We start from the raw sequence: 20,005 nt of genomic DNA, 5'->3' as shown, positions 1-20,005 counted from the left end.
GGTCGACGCCCCGATTCGGGGCGTCGGAAACCGCCTGGAGACGGTTACTCCGCGCGACCCTCGCCGCTGCGAGTCATCGAGTGAACGTCCCAGTCGAACGACATCACGCCGCGGTACTGCCAGCCCTCGACGTTCTCGTTGATGCCGATGCGGTACGGCGGGTTGGCGATGTAGACGCTGGGCATGCCCTCGACGATGAGCGCCTGCGCCTCCTCGTACTTCTCCAGCCGCGACTGGAGGTCGGTAGACTTACGCGCTTCTTCGAGCGTGGCCGCGATTTCGTCGGTGGAGTACCACGACTGGGAGATGTACGACCCGAACGAGGAGGGGTGGTACATCAGGTAGGTGTGGCTGTCCGGCGACGGCATCTTCGCCGTGTGGAAGATGTTCGTCATGTGGGCGGTCGACTCGGCGCTCGTCGCGCGGTCGGTGAGGCGGGCCCACTGAAGCGGGTTGATTTCGAGGTCGATGCCGAGTTCGTTCAGCCCGGCCTGGTTGAGAAGCCCCATCTGGCGCTGGAGTTCGGTCCCGGCGACGACGACGTGTTCGAGGCCGATTTCGTTGATTTCGTCGACGGAGTAGTCCGCCTTGTCGAGGAACTCCTTGGCCTTGTCGAGGTCCTGTTCCATCGGGGCGAGGTCGTCGTTGTGGCCCGCCATCTCGCGGGGGACCGGCCCGGCCGCGACGCCGCCGCCGCCGATGATGTCGTTGACGGCGCTGTCGTAGTCGAAGGCGTAGGCGATGGCCTTCCGGACGTTGATGTCGTCGGTGGGTGCCTTCTGGCAGTTCAGCGGGAAGTGGAACAGCTGCAACTGCGGCACCTCGGGGACGCGGACGTTGTCGTACGAGTCCATCTCGGCGTACGCCTGCGTGCCCATGTACTGGTCGGTCATGTCGCCTTCGCCCTGCTGCATCGTCGTCTTGATGGTGGACTCCTCGGTGATGACCGTCGAGCGGAACGTGTCGAAGCTGTCCTCGCTCCAGCCCTTCCAGTAGTCCTCGTAGGCCGACGCCTCGATGGAGTTGCCCTGCTCCCAGTTGTCGAGGACGTACGCGCCCGACCCGGCGGAGTTGCTCTGGAGGTAGGCGTTCCCGTAGTCGCCGTCCTGCTCGTTCTCCTGAACGACAGCGCTGTTGACGATGTAGAACTGGACGAACGTCGCCAGCGCCGGCCCGTACGCCTGATTGAACTCGAAGGCGACGGTCTGTTCGTCGCGGACGGTGATGTTCGAGGGGTCGAGGTAGTCGAGCCAGAACGACGAGTAGCCGCGCTGGAGTTCCAGCATCCGGGTGAGCGAGTACGCCACGTCGTCGGCGGTCAGCGGCGTGCCGTCGGAGAACGTCACGTCGTCGCGAATCGTGAACACCCAGGTCTGCCCCTCGTCTTCGGTGTCCCAACTCTCCGCGATGTGGGCGGTCGGCTGGAGCGTCTCGGCGTCGACCGTGATGAGTTCGTCGTAGAGGTTCTGCGCCGCGAGCCCCTGCGTGTAGTCGACCTGCTCTGCGGGGTCGAGCGTCCCGAACACCTGCCCGGCGATGAAGTGGAAGTCGTTGCCGCCGCTCCCACCGCTTCCGCCGTCGCTCGTCTGTTCGGTCGCGGTCGAGTCGCTCCCGGAACTCCCGTCGGTCGTCTCGGTCTGCTGTGCCCCCTGACAGCCAGCGAGGGCGACGCTCGTCGCTCCCGCGCCGATGAGCTTCAGCAGTTTTCTGCGTTCTATGTTGCCGGTTGGCATGGAGGGTTGTGGATAGCCCATTCGTATAAACCTTTCCTAGTGAGTAAACATATCGTTGATAGATTAAGTTGATTCATCTAATTATATATTCGTAATAATTGTGGAGAGGGCCGAGAACACGGGCACATAGACGAATGGGCATATCAGAAAGCGATAGATACTGATTTCGTCTATTCTCGCTCAATAGAGCACAGAGATACACAGCTAACTGTGAGATTTGTGGACAGGACTCGGCGTGCCAATCGCGAGAACGTCGCGGCGAGCGCGGTCGAGACCGGGGCGGAATCAGCGACCCCGCGGGCAGTTACTGCGGGAGAAACAGGTCGGGTTCGGGGTGTCGGAACGAACAGTGGCGACTGTTTCCGAGATCGCTCACCGTCGTTCGAATCTCGGATTCGGTCCGGAGCGTTTCGACGAACGAAGAGTCAGTATCAGCGTCGTAAAACACGGGATAGAGGACCGCTTCCATCGTTTTCTCGGATTTCACGACGACGACGAAGATGCGAACGTTCGTGTCGCGGGCGCGGTAGACCTCGAACTGGTCGAACTCCGTATCAGCCCCCGAAACGGTCGATTCGAGCGCTTCGAGTTCGGAATCCGGAACGAGGAGCCGGAATCCGGAATCGGCGGCCGCCGCCGCGTCCGTCGTGGAAACATCCCCCGGGTGAAGGACGAGCGTCTCCCAGCCGGACTCTTCGAGCCCCGCCGAGACCTCGTCGATTTCAGTGAGGACGTCGGCCCAATCCGCGAGAGCCTTGTTCGTTCGATTGATTTTTCCGCGAACCATGTCGTCACCCTCCGTGAACGCGGAGTAAAAGTGTTTGGGGGCCGAAACGCGCGTTCTCTCGACGGCCTGCGATTTCAGTCGTCCGCCGGTCCGAATCGAATAAACGATTCGTTCACCTATTGCATCCAATTCGGAGATTTCGAAGAAACATTCATATATATGAAGCTAAGCGGTATAACCGTGAGACTAGCAATGCCCGATTCGCAGGAGTGGATGGAGGACCCGCGCGTTGTCGAGCTTCTCGAAGACCGGATGGACAAAAAGGACGTTCTCATCTTCCGCGAGCTAAACAAAGACGGGCGAATCTCGGACACGGAGCTAGCCGACCGCGTCGGGCTCTCGCGGACGGCCGCGCGGCGGCGGCGCAAGATGCTCCAAGAAGACGGCATTCTCGAAATCTTCGCGCTGTTGGTCTTTCGGGCGGCCAACTACCCCTACGCGGAAGTCCACATCTCCTACGATAACCACGCCACGAACGACGAAATCACGGCGTTCATCGAACGACTCCTCGACGAGGGGCTGGTGTACGAGGTCGCCGAATGTATCGGTGAGTACGACCTGCTGATTCGCGTCTGGCAGTCTTCTTTGAGCAGCATCAACAGCTACGTCCGCGAACTCCTCCAAGACAGCGACGTTGCCGACAGCTACACCGTCGTCCCCATCACCGACTCGTACAAGATGTTCCACCGGACGTTCTACCGGCCGGGCGAAGAGGCACCCGACGCGTCGTGACCGAGTCGCGGGACACCGCGTTCGAGAATTGGGTGTAATCCGAACGGAGTTCGGCCGGAGTTCGGTCGGTGTTGTCCCGAAATTCGGACAAGCGCTATGTCACCGTTAGCTCATGCAATAGACGGGGAACAGAACTCCCCGCCCTGTGACGGACCCCGTCGCCGGCGCGCCGCGTCCGCCGAGCACTGCCCCCTCGGTCGCTCGGCCGGTCGTCGGCCGCCGCGTTCCCCGTCTCCCCTACCGGCCCGGACCTCCGCACCGCCTCGGACCCGGTTGCCCTGCCACACCGGACCGGAATCCCACCAATATTCTTTTGCGCCGCCGCCAGTCAAGCGCCTCGCAACTCAGTCGGCGGGCTCGACGTACCACGAGGTGCTGCGGGCGTACCCCCACCGCGAGATGTGGAGACCCTCCGCCTCACGCTGGAGCAACTCGACGAGCGACCCGATTTCCTTCGAAGACAGTCCGACCTCGTCGGTGATGTGTCTGCTCTTGAAGTAGAACGCGCCCTCCGAGGCGCGCGCCGAGAGGTACTGTTCGAGTCGGTCCCGCTTGGAGGGGGCACTATCAGAACTCATAGTTCGGGGTGCGGGCCGTGAGGTGAAATTCGGTTTCCGAACTTACGGCCAATTCGGGACCAGATGAGGCACAACTCTCACCGACTTTGCGCTGCGAGGGCGCCTGCGACGGGAGACGGGTTCAGGCGTCTTCGTCTCCGAGTTCGGTCTGCTCTGCGATGTCGTCCAAGAGGTCGAGATTGTCGTCCATCGCCGGCGTCAGAAAGAACAGCTTACCGTACTCCTCGCCGCTGGTGGTGAGAACCTCGTTTTCCGTGAGCATCTCCAGGTGGTGCTGGACGGTCTTGTAGTTCAGGTCGAGTTCGTTCGAGAGCTGGTTCGTGTTCATCGGACGCTCGTGCAGCGCGCGGATGATTCTGAGGCGGTTTCTCCCGCCGCGAGTCCCGCCGACGAGCCACCACAGCAGCTGCCTCATCTGCGTTCCCGCCTTGCTCCGCCGGTGTTCGTGACGTGCATCTGTCGTCGTCTGCTGGAGCGCCTGCGTTCTCGTGGCGTGGTTCGTCATGTCCGTGCGACCGGCGCGGTCGTCCCGCGGCCGACCATCGAGGGCGTGTTCGTCCCGCAGTTCGTCGAGTGCGTCATCTATCGAAGCTACTCTCGGAGCGGCGGATAATGGTTCCCCGAACTCGACGCAGAGTTGCCCCCGAGAGAGGCACAAATTAGACCCAAATTCGGGGGTGACAGCGAGCGTCACGACCGCCGTCGAACGGGAGACACCGACAGAGACCGCGCCACGGGAACGGACCGGCGGGAGGCGAGACGGTTCGCAGAACGGAGCCGGACGCGGCGGCGGGCGACGCGACTCGCCGCTCCGCGGACCGCCCGAACCAATACGTTTTAGGTCTACCTAAACAATGTGTCGAGCAAGCGACGAACGGACCGCGGGACGGCGACGGCCCGCGAACCAACGCACTGAGACATCATGGTCGGCACGACACTCACCCAGATTCGGACCCACATCGAATCGCTCGCGAGCGACGACGGGACGTACGAGCTCGTCTGCGGACGGACCGGAGAGCGACCCGTTCCGGTCGACGGCCTCCGGTTCGAGGACCGCGAGACCGCCGAGGCCGCCGCACGCGCGGCGAGGAAGTATCGCTCCGCGCTCCGGCGGTACGACCCGAACGTCCCGTACTACGACCTCATCGTCTCGGAGCACGACAGCCGCTCCGGCTTCGGCGGCGCGACGGCGACCGCGGAGGGCTGGGCGACCGCCGGGGCGACGCCCGGGCTCCCCGAGCCACCCTGCGACCTCGGAACCGACGCGGGCGGCCGAACGGAGTGCGCGGCCGACGGAGACCGCTCCGAACGGGTCGAGTTCTGTCACCGGGTCGCGGCGGCGGTGTTCGAGGCGCTCGTGGACGCCGACCACCGGGCGGTCGAGACCGCGGTGATGGACGCGTACTTCGACCTCGCGGAGACGATGTCCAGCGCGGACGACCTCTGTCTGCGCCTGTTGGAGAGCATGGCGACCGCGCTCCACGTCCACCTCGCGTCGGCCGAACAGGCGGACGTGCTGGAGCGCGCCGCCTCGAACCTCGCGTCGCGGCCCGACGCGACGAAGACGCTGGCGGCGACGCTGGCGGAGATGGAACGGCTCGACCTCGTCGAATCGTACACCTGTTCTGCGTGGCGGTCCGGCCCGGACGCGACGACGAGGGCCGCGGAACTGACCCTCGAAGGCTACGCGCTCTCGGCGCGCGAGGGGCGGCTTCCGGTGCTCCCGGTCGTCCTCGAACTCTACCGGCGGACGTCGTCGTGGAGGCCCGTCTCCCTGCACGTCACGTCAACCGAGGGCGGCTGGCACGCGACGCTGTCGGTGTCCTCCGCGTCGAGCGCGGTCGGGCTGGCGAGCGTCCCCATCCACGAACACGCCGCCGACTGACTCGTTTTTCTCTCCTCACCTCTCCTCTCGTCTCACGCCGCCGCGACGGGGGGCCGGGGGGTGGTCAGTGCGCCTCAGGCCCGGACGCCGCGGAGGAACCCGGTTGCGACGCCGCCGCAGCCGAGCGAGACGAGGAGTTCGAACGTCCGCACGACGAGCACCGCCGCGGTCGCCCCCGCGGCCGGCGCGCCCGTCGTGAGGCTGAGCGCGCCCGCGAGGAGCACGTCGTAGGCGCCGAGACTCCCGGGAACGGGGACGACGCTCGCCGCCTGCGGGAGCGGGATGACGGCGACGATGGGGATGAGCGCCACCGTCGTGCCGGTGCCGGCGAGCGCGACCCAGAGCGCGAGCGACGTGAGCAGTTGCTCGAAGACGCCGCTGAGCGCGATGACGCCGAGGAGTTCCGGCGCGTCTCGGAACTGGACGACGCGCTCCCAGAAGCGTTCGACCGCGCCGGCGACGGCGTCGCGGCCGAGCGGGGTTCGGCGGGTGACGCCCGTGACGACGCGAACGACCGGCGTCAGAGCCGCGACGACGACCATCGACAGCGCGCCCCGCGCCCAGACGAGCGCCGCGCCGACGACCACCAGCGCGGCGACCGCGCCAGCGAGCGTCACGAGGACGAACCGGGACGCCGGCGCGTCGAGAAAGAGGACGCCGACGAGCGCGACCGACAGGAAAAGCTGCGCCGCGGATTTGACGTACTTGGCGACGCCGCGGACGCCGAGGGCCTCGCTGTAACTCGTCTCGGTCGCGACGCCGAAGAACTGCGCCATGATAGGCTCCGAACTCACCGGCCCGGCGGGGCTGAGCACGTCGAAGAAGTCGCCGGCGAACGCGAACTGGACGCTCGCCCGCGCCGAGAGCCCGCCTCGGAGGGGCCGCACCGACGCCCAGACGCCGAGGCCGTCGACGGTCGCCTCGGCGAGCATCAGAACGCAGACGGCGGCGACGGCCCACGGGGCGACGGCCGCGACGCGCGAGCCGACTTCCTCCGGGCCGACGTACCAGAGGTACGCCGCGAGCGCTCCGATGCCGAGTCCCGCGCCGACGACGAACCGAACCCCGCGTCTCACACCCGAAGCAAGCGAGGCCCGCTACAAAACCGCCGCGGCTCGCGGCCGCGCTCGGTCGTCCCCGTCACGCGCCGATTCGAGGACTAAACCACGACGAGACGGCCGGTGGCCGTGGATTTATGCTCGCGAGTTCCTACTAGCCCCGATGTGGACTCCCCGTTCGAGACGCTCGGCATCGACCCGGACGCAGACGAGGACGAACTCGTCGACGCGTACCGTCGGCGGGTGAAGTCGGCCCACCCGGACCACGGCGGGTCGGCGGAGGAATTTCAGGCGGTTCGGACGGCATACGAGGCGATTCGGGGCGGCTACGAACCCGGCGACGAACTCGAACCCGTCGACACGGACGGCCGCCGACCGACCGACGAGGAGGCGACCCGAAATGGACAGCACGACGCCGATGCCGCTCGGAACGGCCACGCCGGAAGCGGGGCCGAAACCGGCGGCGAGGGCGCTGGCGGCGACGCCGGCTCGGAGCCAGAACCCGAACGGCGTGGGGCGCGAGTCGAGTTCCTCGATTACGACGTGGTCACCGAGCGCGGCTGGTCGCTCACCGACGACGACCTCTTCGAGAAAGCCGCCGAAAGCGGCCTCGACGGCGACGCCTACGGCGAGGTGTTCGTCGAGCCGCGGACCAACCTCCTGAAGGCCGCCGAGGACGCCGGCCACAGTTGGCCGTTCGCCTGCCGCGGCGGGGCGTGTGCGAACTGCGCGGTGGCGGTCGTCGCAGGCGAGGTGAAGATGCCCTCGAACCACATCCTCTCCGAGGAGATGCTGGACCAAGGCGTCCGGCTGTCGTGTATCAGCCTCCCGGTGACCGACGACCTGCAAGTCGTCTACAACATCGAACACCTCCCCGGCCTCGACGAGCTTCGGCTCCCCCCGCAGCACGCCCGGAAGATGAGTACGGGGCGGTGACGCGAACCCCCGATGGGATGCCTCGATGACGACTTTTATGCGCGTCCTCCGCCGACCCCCGCTATGGCAATCGAGTCGGGAGACCGCGTCGCGCTCGCGTACGTCGGACGCTTCGAAGACGGGACCGTCTTCAACACCTCGCGGTACGAGGTGGCGGTCGAACACGGCCTGTTCGAGGCCCAAGAGAAGGACCGCGACGACTACGCCCCCCAGACGTTCGTCGTCGGCGCGGGCCAGATTATTCCGGGGCTGAACGAGGCCGTCGTCGGGATGTCGGCCGGCGAGGAAGCGACCGTGACCGTCCCGCCGGAAGACGCCTACGGCGAGTTCGACCCCGACCGAATCCGAACCTACGACGCCGAGACGTTCGAGGGGATGGTCGGTGAGACGCCCGAGGTCGGCCTGCACGTCCACGCCGAAAACGGGCTTCACGGCGACGTGACCGCCGTCCGCGACGACGAGGTCGAAGTCGACTTCAACCACGAACTCGCGGGGAAGACGCTCGTCTTCGACATCGAAATCGTCGCCGTCCAGTAGGCGCACCGGGCGGTCGGGGTAGTCGTGACGAGGCGATAGAACTGAACGGAACTGAACTGAGCGGCGAGAAAGAGCGTCGAACCGTTACAGCGAGCGCTTCGGGACGATTTCCGGGTCGGGCGAGTAGTTGACCGCGGCCTCGACGCGGAACACGTCGGCGAGGAGTTCCTCGGTGACGACCTCGCGCGGCGGCCCCCAGTCGTACAGTTCGCCGTCCTGCATGGCGACGAGGTAGTCCGCGAACCGCGCGGCCTGCGCGATGTCGTGGAGGACGACCGCGACCGTCACGTCGCGTTCCTCGTTGAGTTGGCGGACCGTCTCCAGCACGCGGAGCTGGTGGTGTAAGTCGAGGTACGTCGTCGGCTCGTCGAGGAGGAGCACGTCGGTGTCCTGTGCGAGCACCATCGCAATCCACGCGAGTTGGCTCTGGCCGCCCGAAAGGTTGCCAATCTGCTTGTCGCGGATGTGCTCGACGCCCGCGAGGTCGATGGCGCGCTCGACCGCCTCGTGGTCGTCGTCGCTGACCTGCTCGAAGAAGCTCCGGTGGGGGTACCGGCCATGGTAGACGAGGTCCTCGACGGTGAGCGACGTGGGCGAGTCGTGCTGTTGGGAGAGCATCCCCAACTCGCGGGCGAACGCCTTGTCGTCGTACTCGCTGATGGATTTCCCGTCGAGGTAGACGCTGCCGCTGTCGGGCGAGAGCTGTTTGGCGAGCGACTTCAGAAGCGTGCTCTTGCCGGAGCCGTTCGGCCCGACGAGCGCCGTGATTTCGCCGCGCGGGATGTCGATGCGGTCGCACTCGACGACCGGCTCCTCGCTCGTCGGATACGAGAGTTCGAGGGCGTCGCCGGCGAGCGCGCTCTCGCGGTCGGAGTCGCTTTCGACGCGCTCGTTTCCGCTCGTATTCGCGTCTGTTTCGCCGTGTTGTGCCATCTGTTTGGGGTTCTCTGGTTGCTGGTTCGACATCACACTTCACCGATGTTCTGCTGTTTGCGCATGAGGTAGAGGAAGTACGGCCCGCCGACGAGGCCCGTGACGACGCCGACCGGGAGCTGAATCGGGTTGAGCGCGAGGCGCGCGCCCACGTCGGCGGCGACCATCAGCGCCGGGCCGGCGAACAGACAGCCGACGACGAGGCGCTTGTAGTCGCTGCCGACCACGTTCCGCACGAGGTGCGGGACGACGAGGCCGACGAAGCCGACGATGCCGGCGACGGCGATGCTCGCCGCGGCCGCGAGGACCGCGACGCCCGAGAGGGCGAATCTGACCTTCTCGATGGACATCCCGAGCGAGCGGGCGGTCTGCTCGCCCAGAAGCAGGACGTTGAGCTGGCGGGAGCTTCCGAGCGCGAGGCCGACGGCGATGATGGACCACGGGAGGGCCATGCGGACCTGCTCCCAGTCGGTGCCGGTGAGCGACCCGGTCGTCCACGCGATAGCGGACTGGACGACGCCGATATCGTCGACGAAGAAGAACAGCCCCGTCTGGAGGCTCTGGAAGACGGTGCCGACGATGACGCCCGCGAGGACGAGCCTGACCGGCGAGGTGCCGTTCTTCCACGCGATGAGGTAGACGAGGACGAACGCGAACATCCCGCCGAGCGCCGCCAGAAGCGGGAGGTACGCCGCGAGCCCCGAGAAGACGACGAGCGTGAGGAGAATGAGCAGCCCGGCCCCCGACGAGACGCCGAGGATGAACGGACTCGCCAGTTCGTTCCGGGTGACCGCCTGGAAAATCGCGCCGGAAATCGCGAGGTTCGCGCCGACGAGAATGGCGACGAACACCCGCGGGAGCCGGATGTTCCAGACGATGAGCGTCCGGCGACCGAGTTCGGGAAGTTCGCCGCCGAGGAGGAACACCTGCCAGACCTGCGGGTCGAAGATGACCGCCGGGTCGAAGACGGCGCGCCACGCCTCGCCGATGGTCATCGAGAACGCGCCGAAGCTGACCTGCACGAGGCCGCCGGCCACGACGACGACGAGGCTGGCGAGACAAAGCGACACGAGCGAGCCGTCAATCCACCCGAACAGCCGGGTCAGCACCGACCCGGAAGACTGTTCGGTCGGCGTCGTCCCGCTCACTGCTCGACACCTCCGAGTTCGCACCCGTCGAGGTAGTCAGCGAGCGCCTCGTCGGGAAGCGCGTCGAGGACGCGCTCGGTGCCGATGGTCTCGACGAGTCGCCGGATGCCGCGGGGCTCCGCGGCCTCGACCTCGTGGTCGGTCCGGCGGGTGTCGAACGCCCGGTCGATGTAGGACTCGCGGAGTTCCGCGAGGCGCTCGTCGTCGAGGTCGGCGTCGTCCGGGACCTCGCCGTCGAACCACTCGCGCCAGCGGTCGCGGTCGCCCCACTCGCCGTGGAACTCGGTGTCGGCGCGGAGCCAGTCGTAGTGGGCCGCGAGGTCGCCGAGGAAGCCGCGCTCGCGCCGGCGGTCCTCGATGAGACACCGGGCGACGTGACCGCCCTGTCCGGCGGCGATGCCGACCTGCGCGTTCCGGTCGCCCGAGGGCGCGGCGACGTACAGTCCGTCGACGGGAGTCCGCCCGTCGTCGGCGGCGTAGTCGGAATCGAACTGCTCGTGGACCTCGCCGTGGTGGTCGTGCTCCTCGAACATCGCGTCGTCGTCGTCGAGGCCGCGGAGGTAGTCGCCGTCGTACCACGCGGCAGCGACGACGTGGTCGGCCTCGACCCGGCGACCCTCCTGCGTGCGGACGACGAAGCGCCGAGCGTCGGCGTCGAACGCGCCCGACTCGCCCTCGCTCGCGGCCGCGACTTCACTCTCGTCGCCCGGTCGCTCGACCGAGACGACCATGTCGGCGACGTAGTCCGCGCCGACCTCGGCGAGGTGTTCGTGCATGAGCGCGGTGAACGTGTCCACGCCGATGCCGGCGGGGAAGCCGAGGTAGTTTTCGAGGTACGCACACCGACGCAAGGCGGCGTTCCCCCGGTCGAACACGACGGTGTCGAGGCCGTACCGCGCGGTGAAGACGGCCGCGGCGCATCCCGAGGGACCGCCGCCGACGACGACCACGTCCGCCGAGTCGAGTTCAGTGCCTTGGTCGGTCACGGCGCAGACCGCCCCCGTGAGAACAACCCGCGAGCGACGTGGTCGAAGTCGGCTCCGTCTTCGTTCATACGTTTTAGGCGTCCCTAATACAATAAACCACTTTCGGATTTTAGGGACTCCTAAATCCACCGACACGCGAAAACCGGTTCGAAGAGGCCTGAGACGCGGGAATCTTCGGAAACACTGTCCGAGAGAAACGGTAGCCGAGCGCGGCCGGAACGCCCCCTCAGCCGAGGAGGTACCGGAGCTTCGGTCGCTGGCGGACGAACTCCGTCTCTTCGAGGTACGCGTCGAGGCCGAGGATGCGGCCCGTCGCGAGCGCGCCGACCACGAGGAACATCACGAGCCCCAGCAGGTCGCCGTTGACGAGGCCGTGGCCCCACTCGGCGTTGCCGAGGTAGAAGAACGTCATGAGGAACGCGCCCCCGGCGGCGGCGAGGCGGACCGCGGCCCCGACGACGAGCCCGAGGCCGATGAGCGTCTCGCCCAACGGGACCATGAGGTTCGTGAATTCGAGCAGCACCGGCGTCTGGCCGACCCACGCGAGGAACGCGTGGACAGGGCCGGGCGCGCCCGCGGTGCCGTTGACGAGCCAGCCGGCCGCGTTAAACGGCTCGGCGCCGAGGTACTTCGTCACCCCCGCGTGGAGGAACCAGTACCCCGTGACGAGGCGGGCGAACACGAGCACGTAGCCGGTGACGCCCTCGGCGTAGTCGAACTCCATCCGGTTCCCCAGCATCTCGATTTCGCCGGTTGCGGCCATTGTCCGTCACCTCACATGTGAAGCGTGGACCGCCGGGACGTTATAAATCCGGACCGGTTTTCGAATCCTCGGAAACTGGGAATCGGCGGCCGCCCTCAAGGGTCGCGCTCGCGCCGTTCCCGTATGGGAGAGACGGACGTTGACCGGCCGAACGGCGCGAGTGGGTCCGACGGCTTCTGGGACGCGAGTCGGTGCGTCGGGACGCCGCAGTGTCCCCCTCGGTGCCCGCGGTTCGTCAGCAAAGACGGTCGTGGCCTCGTCGTCCGCCCGTACGACGACGCCGACCGAGACGCCCTCGCTGAGATGTACCGCGACTACGACCCCGACGCCCGGTCGATGGGGCTGCCGCCGACGGACGAGGCGCACATCACCGAGTGGCTCTCGAACCTCGTCGACCGCGGCCGCAACTTCGTCGCCGTCGCCGACCGAGGTATCGTCGGCCACGCCGCGTACGTGGCGAGCGACGACCCGGAGCCGGAGCTCGCGGTGTTCGTCCATCAGGACAGCCACGACCGCGGCATCGGGACCGAACTGTGTCGCCACGTCGTCGCGGACGCCGCCGACGCCGGGCGCGAGGCGCTCGTCCTCCACGTCGCTCCCGATAATCAGCGGGCCGTCCACGTCTACCGCGAACTCGGGTTCGAGACGGTCAACTCGGACGGCGCGGACACGAAGATGCGTCTCGACCTGACGCCGCCGGTCCCGCCGGCCGCACGGCCGACGACCGGCACCGAAAGCCGAGGGTGACCGGACTCCCGGCGAACCTCACTCGGGCGCGATGACGACGCCGTCCTCGTCGGCGTGGTCCATCGACACCTCGTGTCGCGTGTGTCGGGCGTGCGTGCGGGCCCACCGGCGGGCGCTGGCCTCGGAGAGGAACTGTTCGCCGTCGGGACACTGTCGACAGCTGACGACCCACGGCGAAACGTCGTCCGGGAAGTGTCCGGTGTGGCGGCGGTGGTCGAGCGCGAACTGCTCGACCGACTGGTTTCCCAGTTGTAGCTCGTCGAGTTCGTAGGAGAGGTCCCACTCCTCGCCGCACCGCGAACACGAGACGGTGGGCGTGTCGTCTATCGGGTCCGTCGGGGAGTGCGTGCGAAAGTCGTCGTCGCTCGGTGGAGACACAGGCGGGGTTAGAACCGCGGCCTCTTGTAACCGTCTGCACCCGAAGCGAGAGACAACGGACTGATATGTTTCGGAACCGACGCGGACGGGGGTCGCCGTCCGAGGCGCTCAGTCCGCGTTCGTCTCCCAGTCTCTGACCAGCGCGACGGCGAAGACGGTTAGCAGGGCGGCGATACCGGCGTTCCGCGCGAAGTCGCCGGTGTCGCCGGCGGCGAGTCGAACGACGCCGAGCGCGAGGAGGAGTCCGATGACGAGCGCGAACAGGACAGTCGCCCACGACCGCGCGTGCATGGTCGAGCAGTAGCGGGTCGCCGGCTAAAACGGTTCAGGTCGGCGCGTCGAACCGACGCGTCGGTCGCGCCGTCCGGTCGTTCGGGTCTTCCGCTCGCGCGGACCGGCCCAACTCGTCCGAGTTCAGGCGCTCGCGTCGTAGCCCGCGTCTTCGACGGCCGCGACGAGGGCGTCGGTGTCGGCGTCGCCCTCGACGGTCGCGCGCTCCGCCTCGCGGTCGGCGGTCGCGTCTTCGACGCCATCGACGCCGGCGAGGGCGTCGGCGACGCGCTGTTCGCAGTGTTCGCAGGTCATTCCGGTGACGGTGAGCGTAGTCGACATACGGTTCGACGTAGGGGCTTCTCGATTTAGTGGATTGTCCTTTCGGGAGTTCGATTACCGCCCAGATTCGACTTTCGAATCGAAAGCCGAGCGCGAGGAACACCTATGACATCGTGGTCCCTATCGGGATGCATGCGCGCGCTCGACGAAACCGACCTCCACATCCTCGAACTCCTCGCCGAAGACGCCCGTCGCCCGTTCAGCGACATCTCCGCCGAAGTCGGTCTCTCCGCGCCGGCGGTCTCCGACCGCATCGACCGCCTCCGCGAGGAGGGCATCATCCGCCGCTTCACCGTCGACCTCGACCAATCGACGCTGTCGGGCGGGACGCCCGTCCTCGTCAGACTCTCCGTCCGCCCGGAGTTCGTCGACGAGGTCCGCGACGCCCTCCGCGCGGCCGACCCGGTCCAACACCTGTTCGTCGCAGCGGACGGGGAGGTGACCACCCACGCCCGACTCGACGGGGGGTCCGTCCGCGCCCAGTTAGACGAACTGGTCGACCTCTCGCGGGTCCGCGACTACGAGGTGAGCCTCGTGGAGTCCGCCGAGTGGACGCCGACGGTCAACGGAACCGGTTTCGCCCTCGAATGCGCCGAGTGCGGCAACACGGTGACCAGCGAGGGCGAGAGCGCCCGCATCGGCGGGTCGCTCTACCACTTCTGCTGTTCGTCCTGTCTCGGCCGGTTCGAAGACCGATACGACCGCCTCGAAGCCGGCGCGAACGACGACTGACCGGGCGGGCGGCGGTCGGGTGACGCTGGCGGCGACTGAGTGTCGGAATCGGCGCTTTCGAATCCAAAGTTCCGCCCCGCTCTGACGTTCGGTTCTGAAGGGGAAATCGAGGTAAGCGAGGGGCACGTACGTCTAGGTGAGATGAGTAGCCGAACGGCCCACTTAGACATCCGCGGAATGAGTTGCGCGAACTGCTCGCGCACCGTCGGCGAGGCGTTGGAGGCGCTCGACGGCGTGACGAGCGCCAGCGTCAACTTCGCCACCGACGAGGGGTCGGTGGAGTACGACCCCGAGGAAGTATCGCTCCGCGAGCTATACGACGCCATCGAGGACGCCGGCTACGAGGCGCTCTCGGAGACCCGAACCATCGGCATCACCGGGATGAGCTGTGCGAACTGCGCCGACGCCAACCAAAAGTCGCTGGAGTCGGTCCCGGGCGTCGTCGCCGCCGAGGTCAACTTCGCCACCGACGAGGCGCACGTCACCTACAACCCCGCCGACGCGAGCCTCGACGACATGTACCGGGCGGTCGAAGACGCCGGCTACACGCCCATCCGCGAGGACGACGACGACGAGGAATCCGCCGAGGACGCCCGCGACACCGCCCGAAACGAGGAGATTCGCCGGCAGAAGCGCCTGACGCTGTTCGGCGCGGCGCTGTCGCTCCCGCTCCTCGCGATGCTCGCGGTCGAACTGTTCGGCGGCGGCCTTCCCGAGACGATTCCCGGCACGGGCGTCCCCGTCGGCTGGGTCGGCTTCGCGTTCGCCACGCCGGTGCAGGTCTTCCTCGGCCGCGAGTTCTACGAGAACTCCTACACGGCGCTCGTGCGGAACCGCACCGCCAACATGGACGTGCTCATCGCCATGGGGTCGTCCACCGCGTACGTCTACTCCGTCGCCGTCCTCGTGGGACTGCTCGCCGGCAGTCTCTACTTCGACACCGCCGCGCTCATCTTGGTGTTCATCACGCTCGGGAACTACCTCGAAGCGCGCTCGAAGGGACAGGCCTCCGAGGCGCTCCGGACGCTCCTCGAACTCGAAGCCGACACCGCGACGCTCGTCGACGACGACGGGACCGAACGCGAAGTCCCCCTCGACGAGGTCGAAGTCGGCGACCGCATGAAGGTCCGCCCCGGCGAGAAGATTCCGACCGACGGCGTCGTCGTCGACGGCGACTCCGCGGTCGACGAATCCATGGTCACGGGCGAGTCCGTCCCCGTCTCGAAGGCCGACGGCGACGAGGTCGTCGGTTCGACGGTGAACCAAAACGGCGTCCTCGTGGTCGAAGCGACCAAGGTCGGCTCCGAGACCGCAATCCAGCAGATAGTCTCGCTCGTCAAGGAGGCCCAAGGCCGCCAGCCCGAGATTCAGAACCTCGCGGACCGCATCTCGGCGTACTTCGTTCCCGCGGTCATCGCCAACGCCCTCCTGTGGGGCGTCGTCTGGTTCCTCTTCCCCGAGGCGCTCGCGGGCTTCATCCGGTCGCTCCCGCTGTGGGGGCTCGTCGCTGGCGGCCCCGTCGCCGCCGGCGGCGCGGTCTCGACGTTCGAGTTCGCCGTCGTCGTTTTCGCGTCGGCCGTGCTCATCGCCTGCCCCTGCGCGCTCGGCCTCGCGACCCCGGCCGCGACGATGGTCGGGACGGCAATCGGCGCGCAAAACGGCGTCCTGTTCAAGGGCGGCGACGTGCTCGAACGCGTCAAAGACGTGGAGACCGTCGTCTTCGACAAGACCGGCACGCTCACCAAAGGCGAGATGACGCTGACCGACGTGGTCGCGGTCGGCCCCGCCGCCGACGGCTCCGGCGTCGTCACCGCCGACGACGAGACGCTCGACGAAGACGCCGTGCTCCGGTACGCCGCCTCGGCCGAGCGCAACAGCGAACACCCGCTTGCCCGCGCCATCGTCGCCGGCGCGGCAGACCGCGGCCTCGACCTCGCGGAGCCGGACGACTTCGAGAACGTCCCCGGCCACGGGATTCGCGCGACCGTCGACGGGAAACCCGTCCTCGTCGGCAACCGCAAACTCCTCTCGGACGCGGGCGTCGACCCCGCGCCGGCCGAGGACGCGCTCCGCGACCTCGAAGGAGAGGGCAAGACCGCGATGCTCGTCGCGGTCGACGGCGACCTCGCGGGCGTCGTCGCCGACGCGGACGAAATCAAGGAGTCGGCCGCCGAGGCTGTCGCCGCGCTCCGCGGCCGCGGCGCGACCGTCCACATGATTACCGGCGACAACGAGCGCACCGCCCGCGCCGTCGCCGAGCAGGTCGGCATCGACCCCGACAACGTCAGCGCCGGCGTCCTCCCCGAGGACAAGGCCGACGCCGTCGAGTCCCTGCAAGCCGACGGCACGAGAGTCATGATGGTCGGTGACGGCGTCAACGACGCGCCCGCGCTCGCCGCCGCGTACGTCGGCACGGCGCTCGGCTCCGGCACCGACGTGGCTATCGAGGCCGCCGACGTGACGCTCATGCGCGACGACCCGCTCGACGTGGTGAAAGCCATCCGCATCTCCGCGGGGACGCTCGCCAAAATCAAGCAGAACCTGTTCTGGGCGCTCGGCTACAACACCGCGATGATTCCGCTCGCGTCGCTCGGCCTCCTCCAGCCGGTGTTCGCCGCGGGCGCGATGGCGCTGTCGTCGGTGTCCGTCCTCACGAACAGCCTCCTGTTCCGGAGCTACACGCCGGACCACGACTACCGCTTCCTCGACTTCCTGCGGCGGTAGGACAGGGCTCGTTCGACGCGTACGAGTCCCAACACCGTCCGCCTCGCCCCACAGTTCCGAACCGTTCCGCCGCCTCATTCCGTGCCGCCGGTTCGCCGTCTGGCTTTTCCCCTCGCGCACCGAGTCTCTCGGATGATGAGTCGTCGACCCCTCGCGTGGACGGCGTCGTGGCTCCCGCTGGCCGTCGGCGCGTTCCTCGCCCTCGTCGGTGTCGGAACGCTCGTGGGAGCCCCGTGGCTCGAAGCGAGCGGGGCGCGCGAAAAACGGTGACGGACGTGGCGTTCAGTACCGCGACGGGAGGAACGCCATCCCGGTGAGGAGAACCACCGTGGTGAACGAGACGATAGTGACGCCCCAGAGGCCGTTTTCGGTCTCGTGGAAGCGGTCGATTTCTGACAGCTGCGTCTGGTAGCTGTCGTAGTTCTGCGTCAGGACGAGCGTCTCGCCGTCCGGGAAGTACGCGAGGTACTGCTGGTCCGAAATCGTCACGTTCGCCTCGTTGTCGACGGCGACCGTGTTCTCCTCGGGGGCGAACCACTCGATGGTCACGCCGGAGGTCTCGACGGCGGCGACGGTGACAGACTGGTTGTTGTAGTCGAAGGAGTCACCCTCGGCGACGGTGCGCGTCTCGTTGGCCGGGAAGTACTCGTCGACCGAGACGAGCGTCGAGTCGTTGACGACGACGTAGCGCTCGCCGTTACGGGTGACGGTCTCGTTGTCGGCGTTCGAGTCCGCCTGGAGGATTGCAGTCTCGTTGTACAGTTCGACCAGCGTCGCCTCGCTGGGGTCCGAGACGTTGGCGATTTCGACACGGTAGTCCGTGCCGTCGAGCGTGACGGTGCTCTCGTTGTCCCACGTCTCCGTGTACCGGGCCGAATCGTTCACGTACGTGAGTTCACCGGAGCGGACCAGCGTGGTCCCACCACCGTGGCCGCCCGACTCCTCCTCTTCGGTTATCGACGACACTGTGTACGTCTGGTCGCTACCGGGGACGGAGAACTCGTCTCCCTGTGCCAGCGAGTACTCTGGGTTCTCGAAACTGACCGACGGCGTCGATGCAGTCGCGATGAGCGAGTATGCACCGGCACCGATGACCAGGAAGAACACGACGGAGATGACCGCGGCGCGTCGTTGCATGGTTTCGGCATGGGCCACGCGGCGTATAACGATTACTTTTCCTCGGAGCGTGTCACCGCGTCGCGCGACCGTCGGCGGCGACTCTCACCCTCAATACAGTGGGCCGGCGGGCACTCGCAGTCGCGGATTGACGCGACATTTTGAATCTGTCGGCCGAACGGGCGTGTCACGAGTTACGGACCAGCCGTCCGGCGACGCCGAACCGGGCGGAGACCGTGACGCGCGAGGAGACTACGCGATAGAGCGGTGGGAGCTCGCCTCCGGTTCGACTTCCTTGACGCGCTCGACGGCGCGTGTTCCGACACCGTGACCTGACCGCCGCGACCCTCGTCCTCGATGGCTGCGACTACACCACGCGGCTGACGGGCCGACGGTTCGTCTCCCCGTTTCGCGCTGCCCGCGACGCTGCCGCCGACGTGCTCAAGAGATGTTCGACGACCCGCGAACGAGCGGCGACACGGTGATGAGCAGAAGGGACTCACGAAGATGACTCTCAGAGACGTGTGCAGTCGGAAAAACCGACGGCGGACGCTCGTATCTCACGACGGCAGCCGAGTCCGTATCGACGGCGGTGCTCGAAGGTCGATGTCACCGACAGCGCGCCGGGTCACTCCGCGGAGTCGAGAACGCAACCGAGGCGCTCGCCTAACTCCGGCGCGCTACTACGTGTGTTTCGTCCGTCGAACCAAGGGTTCGAGCGGGGAAAACGCCACTCGACGCCCTTGAGGTCGTACGCGAACTGGGCGACGATGACGCGGTCGACGCCCTCGAAACACGACTCGTGCGATAGCATCGCCACTCACTGATTCGATGCCGGGACGCGTCGCTCCGGGGCGTAACGTCCGAAAGGAAAAGCCAAGGGCCGGATTTGAACCGGCGGGGGTTCCGCTCTGCAGGCGGATGCGTTGGGCCGAACTCTGCCACCTTGGCGCAGTTACTGGTATCCCGGTCTTGTGCTTAAGCCTGACGGTGTGCGACCTGAGTCGGGCGTTTTCGAGACTCTGCCCGACGCAGTCGCTCTGTGTATGCGTGTGCGAGCGGCCGTGCGTGCCGCTCTGCATAAAATGAACAAAGCCCACTGGACATCGCGTCCAGTGGGCTTTGTGAAGTATGAATGGCCGTGCGTGCCGCTCTGCATAAAATGAACAAAGCCCACTGGACATCGCGTCCAGTGGGCTTTGTGAAGTATGAATGGGGGCGGCGAACTGGATTTCCCAGAGGATCGCTCACTCCAGTACTGACCAGAACGCAGGTGAGCTTAACTTCCGTGTTCGGGATGGGTACGGGTGGAACCTCACCGCTCTGGCCGCCTTAATGCCGACCAACGGAATCGAACCGTTGTCATACCAATATCGGTCGGGCCGTCTTACCAATGTGTCCGTGCAATCCAGTTTGCGCCTGGACCCGTTCTCGGGTCTCAGTGCGTATGAATGTGGCTTGGACTGTTAGTGCTCGCGGGCTTAACAACTCGTTGCCTCGTTGCGTACACCCCGAGTCTATCGAACTCGTCTTCTACGAGTGTCCTCAGTGGAACTTCTTTTCCGTGTGGGTTTCGAGCTTAGATGCGTTCAGCTCTTACCCCGTGGTGCGTAGCTGCCC

22 protein-coding genes, 1 tRNA gene, 1 rRNA gene and 1 other annotated feature (1 of these 25 running past the window's edge) are annotated in these 20,005 nt (G+C 66.8%); of the genes, 8 read left to right on the top strand and 16 right to left on the bottom strand.

Translation table 11 applies throughout. The features are described 5' to 3' along the window. Positions 1-44: 44 nt before the first annotated feature. Positions 45-1,733 carry an ABC transporter substrate-binding protein gene (locus E4P24_RS09055; protein ID WP_188148384.1) on the bottom strand — a complete coding sequence of 563 codons (1,689 nt, stop codon included), beginning with the start codon at positions 1,731-1,733 and terminating at the stop codon, positions 45-47. A gap of 304 nt (positions 1,734-2,037) precedes the next feature. Beyond that, positions 2,038-2,520 (bottom strand): hypothetical protein, encoded by a 483-nt coding sequence (locus E4P24_RS09050; RefSeq protein WP_049916532.1) that lies wholly within the window; start codon positions 2,518-2,520, stop codon positions 2,038-2,040. 192 nt (positions 2,521-2,712) lie between these two features. Here E4P24_RS09050 and E4P24_RS09045 point away from each other — a divergent pair, with 192 nt between their 5' ends. Further along, on the top strand, positions 2,713-3,252 hold the full coding sequence (locus E4P24_RS09045; protein ID WP_008577827.1) for an Lrp/AsnC family transcriptional regulator: 540 nt from the start codon (positions 2,713-2,715) through the stop codon (positions 3,250-3,252). Positions 3,253-3,596: 344 nt separating this feature from the next. Here the strand turns inward: E4P24_RS09045 and E4P24_RS09040 are convergent, their stop codons facing one another. Together E4P24_RS09040 and E4P24_RS09035 are read right to left on the bottom strand one after the other, a co-directional pair. Continuing rightward, positions 3,597-3,830 (bottom strand): hypothetical protein, encoded by a 234-nt coding sequence (locus E4P24_RS09040; RefSeq protein ID WP_004063098.1) that lies wholly within the window; start codon positions 3,828-3,830, stop codon positions 3,597-3,599. 121 nt (positions 3,831-3,951) lie between these two features. After that, positions 3,952-4,245, bottom strand: coding sequence for a winged helix-turn-helix domain-containing protein (locus E4P24_RS09035; RefSeq protein ID WP_013035243.1), 294 nt, complete (start codon positions 4,243-4,245; stop codon positions 3,952-3,954). A gap of 507 nt (positions 4,246-4,752) precedes the next feature. On the opposite strand from E4P24_RS09035, the gene E4P24_RS09030 reads away from it, so the two are divergent. Further along, entirely contained in the window at positions 4,753-5,715 is a 963-nt protein-coding gene (locus E4P24_RS09030) for a hypothetical protein (RefSeq protein ID WP_004063100.1), read from the top strand. A 74-nt stretch (positions 5,716-5,789) separates the two neighbouring features. Here E4P24_RS09030 and E4P24_RS09025 read toward each other — a convergent pair whose 3' ends face one another. Further along, the gene (locus E4P24_RS09025) at positions 5,790-6,791 is read right to left on the bottom strand and encodes a lysylphosphatidylglycerol synthase domain-containing protein (RefSeq protein ID WP_188148383.1); all 1,002 of its coding nucleotides are present in this window, start codon (positions 6,789-6,791) and stop codon (positions 5,790-5,792) included. Positions 6,792-6,938: 147 nt separating this feature from the next. Between E4P24_RS09025 and fer the strand changes: the two genes are divergently transcribed. Beyond that, a complete protein-coding gene (gene fer / locus E4P24_RS09020; protein WP_004063102.1) occupies positions 6,939-7,709 on the top strand; it encodes a ferredoxin Fer in 771 nt (256 codons plus the stop codon). Positions 7,710-7,772: 63 nt separating this feature from the next. Further along, on the top strand, positions 7,773-8,246 hold the full coding sequence (locus tag E4P24_RS09015; RefSeq protein WP_188148382.1) for a peptidylprolyl isomerase: 474 nt from the start codon (positions 7,773-7,775) through the stop codon (positions 8,244-8,246). A gap of 84 nt (positions 8,247-8,330) precedes the next feature. Here the strand turns inward: E4P24_RS09015 and E4P24_RS09010 are convergent, their stop codons facing one another. The 4 genes from E4P24_RS09010 to E4P24_RS08995 all read right to left on the bottom strand — a co-directional run bounded on the left by E4P24_RS09010 (position 8,331) and on the right by E4P24_RS08995 (position 12,076). Further along, positions 8,331-9,212, bottom strand: a complete 882-nt coding sequence (locus tag E4P24_RS09010) for an ABC transporter ATP-binding protein (RefSeq protein ID WP_004041643.1) — start codon at positions 9,210-9,212, stop codon at positions 8,331-8,333. After that, a complete protein-coding gene (locus tag E4P24_RS09005) occupies positions 9,212-10,327 on the bottom strand; it encodes an iron ABC transporter permease (RefSeq protein ID WP_004063103.1) in 1,116 nt (371 codons plus the stop codon). The genes E4P24_RS09010 and E4P24_RS09005 overlap by 1 nt, the downstream gene beginning before the upstream one ends. Then, entirely contained in the window at positions 10,324-11,313 is a 990-nt protein-coding gene (locus E4P24_RS09000; RefSeq protein ID WP_188148381.1) for an FAD-dependent oxidoreductase, read from the bottom strand. Before E4P24_RS09000 ends, E4P24_RS09005 begins: the two co-directional genes overlap by 4 nt. Before the next feature lie 226 nt (positions 11,314-11,539). Then, complete coding sequence (locus E4P24_RS08995; RefSeq protein WP_004041640.1) at positions 11,540-12,076, bottom strand: DoxX family membrane protein; 537 nt, start codon at positions 12,074-12,076, stop codon at positions 11,540-11,542. 123 nt (positions 12,077-12,199) lie between these two features. On the opposite strand from E4P24_RS08995, the gene E4P24_RS08990 reads away from it, so the two are divergent. Further along, complete coding sequence (locus E4P24_RS08990; protein ID WP_188148380.1) at positions 12,200-12,823, top strand: GNAT family N-acetyltransferase; 624 nt, start codon at positions 12,200-12,202, stop codon at positions 12,821-12,823. Positions 12,824-12,841: 18 nt separating this feature from the next. On the opposite strand, the gene E4P24_RS08985 is transcribed toward E4P24_RS08990, so the two are convergent. From E4P24_RS08985 to E4P24_RS08975, 3 genes are all read right to left on the bottom strand, one after another. After that, entirely contained in the window at positions 12,842-13,201 is a 360-nt protein-coding gene (locus E4P24_RS08985; protein ID WP_004041638.1) for a hypothetical protein, read from the bottom strand. Between the two features lie 108 nt (positions 13,202-13,309). Next, positions 13,310-13,492: a hypothetical protein gene (locus E4P24_RS08980; protein WP_004041637.1), complete on the bottom strand. Its 183-nt coding sequence runs from the start codon at positions 13,490-13,492 to the stop codon at positions 13,310-13,312. A gap of 123 nt (positions 13,493-13,615) precedes the next feature. After that, positions 13,616-13,813 carry a heavy-metal-associated domain-containing protein gene (locus tag E4P24_RS08975; protein ID WP_004063107.1) on the bottom strand — a complete coding sequence of 66 codons (198 nt, stop codon included), beginning with the start codon at positions 13,811-13,813 and terminating at the stop codon, positions 13,616-13,618. Between the two features lie 132 nt (positions 13,814-13,945). Between E4P24_RS08975 and E4P24_RS08970 the strand changes: the two genes are divergently transcribed. The 3 genes from E4P24_RS08970 to E4P24_RS19190 all read left to right on the top strand — a co-directional run bounded on the left by E4P24_RS08970 (position 13,946) and on the right by E4P24_RS19190 (position 17,539). Continuing rightward, complete coding sequence (locus tag E4P24_RS08970; protein ID WP_006601050.1) at positions 13,946-14,545, top strand: AsnC family transcriptional regulator; 600 nt, start codon at positions 13,946-13,948, stop codon at positions 14,543-14,545. A gap of 141 nt (positions 14,546-14,686) precedes the next feature. Next, the gene (locus E4P24_RS08965) at positions 14,687-17,269 is read left to right on the top strand and encodes a heavy metal translocating P-type ATPase (protein WP_115803986.1); all 2,583 of its coding nucleotides are present in this window, start codon (positions 14,687-14,689) and stop codon (positions 17,267-17,269) included. Between the two features lie 135 nt (positions 17,270-17,404). Continuing rightward, positions 17,405-17,539 (top strand): hypothetical protein, encoded by a 135-nt coding sequence (locus E4P24_RS19190; protein WP_255505210.1) that lies wholly within the window; start codon positions 17,405-17,407, stop codon positions 17,537-17,539. Positions 17,540-17,551: 12 nt separating this feature from the next. Here E4P24_RS19190 and E4P24_RS08960 read toward each other — a convergent pair whose 3' ends face one another. The 4 genes from E4P24_RS08960 to rrf all read right to left on the bottom strand — a co-directional run bounded on the left by E4P24_RS08960 (position 17,552) and on the right by rrf (position 19,720). Then, complete coding sequence (locus E4P24_RS08960) at positions 17,552-18,406, bottom strand: hypothetical protein (protein ID WP_004063111.1); 855 nt, start codon at positions 18,404-18,406, stop codon at positions 17,552-17,554. Between the two features lie 607 nt (positions 18,407-19,013). Next, positions 19,014-19,199, bottom strand: a complete 186-nt coding sequence (locus E4P24_RS08955) for a hypothetical protein (protein ID WP_004041631.1) — start codon at positions 19,197-19,199, stop codon at positions 19,014-19,016. Between the two features lie 60 nt (positions 19,200-19,259). Then, positions 19,260-19,336: transfer RNA gene (locus E4P24_RS08950), tRNA-Cys, on the bottom strand. A 262-nt stretch (positions 19,337-19,598) separates the two neighbouring features. Then, a 5S ribosomal RNA gene (rrf, locus tag E4P24_RS08945) occupies positions 19,599-19,720 on the bottom strand. Between the two features lie 111 nt (positions 19,721-19,831). Continuing rightward, positions 19,832-20,005: a sequence feature (mutual gap in cmsearch alignment for this rRNA model is longer than 100), on the bottom strand; it runs 2,918 nt beyond the window's last position.

This window comes from Haloferax sp. AS1, from assembly GCF_014530665.1.
GTDB classification, from domain to species: Archaea; Halobacteriota; Halobacteria; order Halobacteriales; family Haloferacaceae; genus Haloferax; species Haloferax volcanii.
This window is presented reverse-complemented; position numbering and strand designations above follow the sequence as displayed.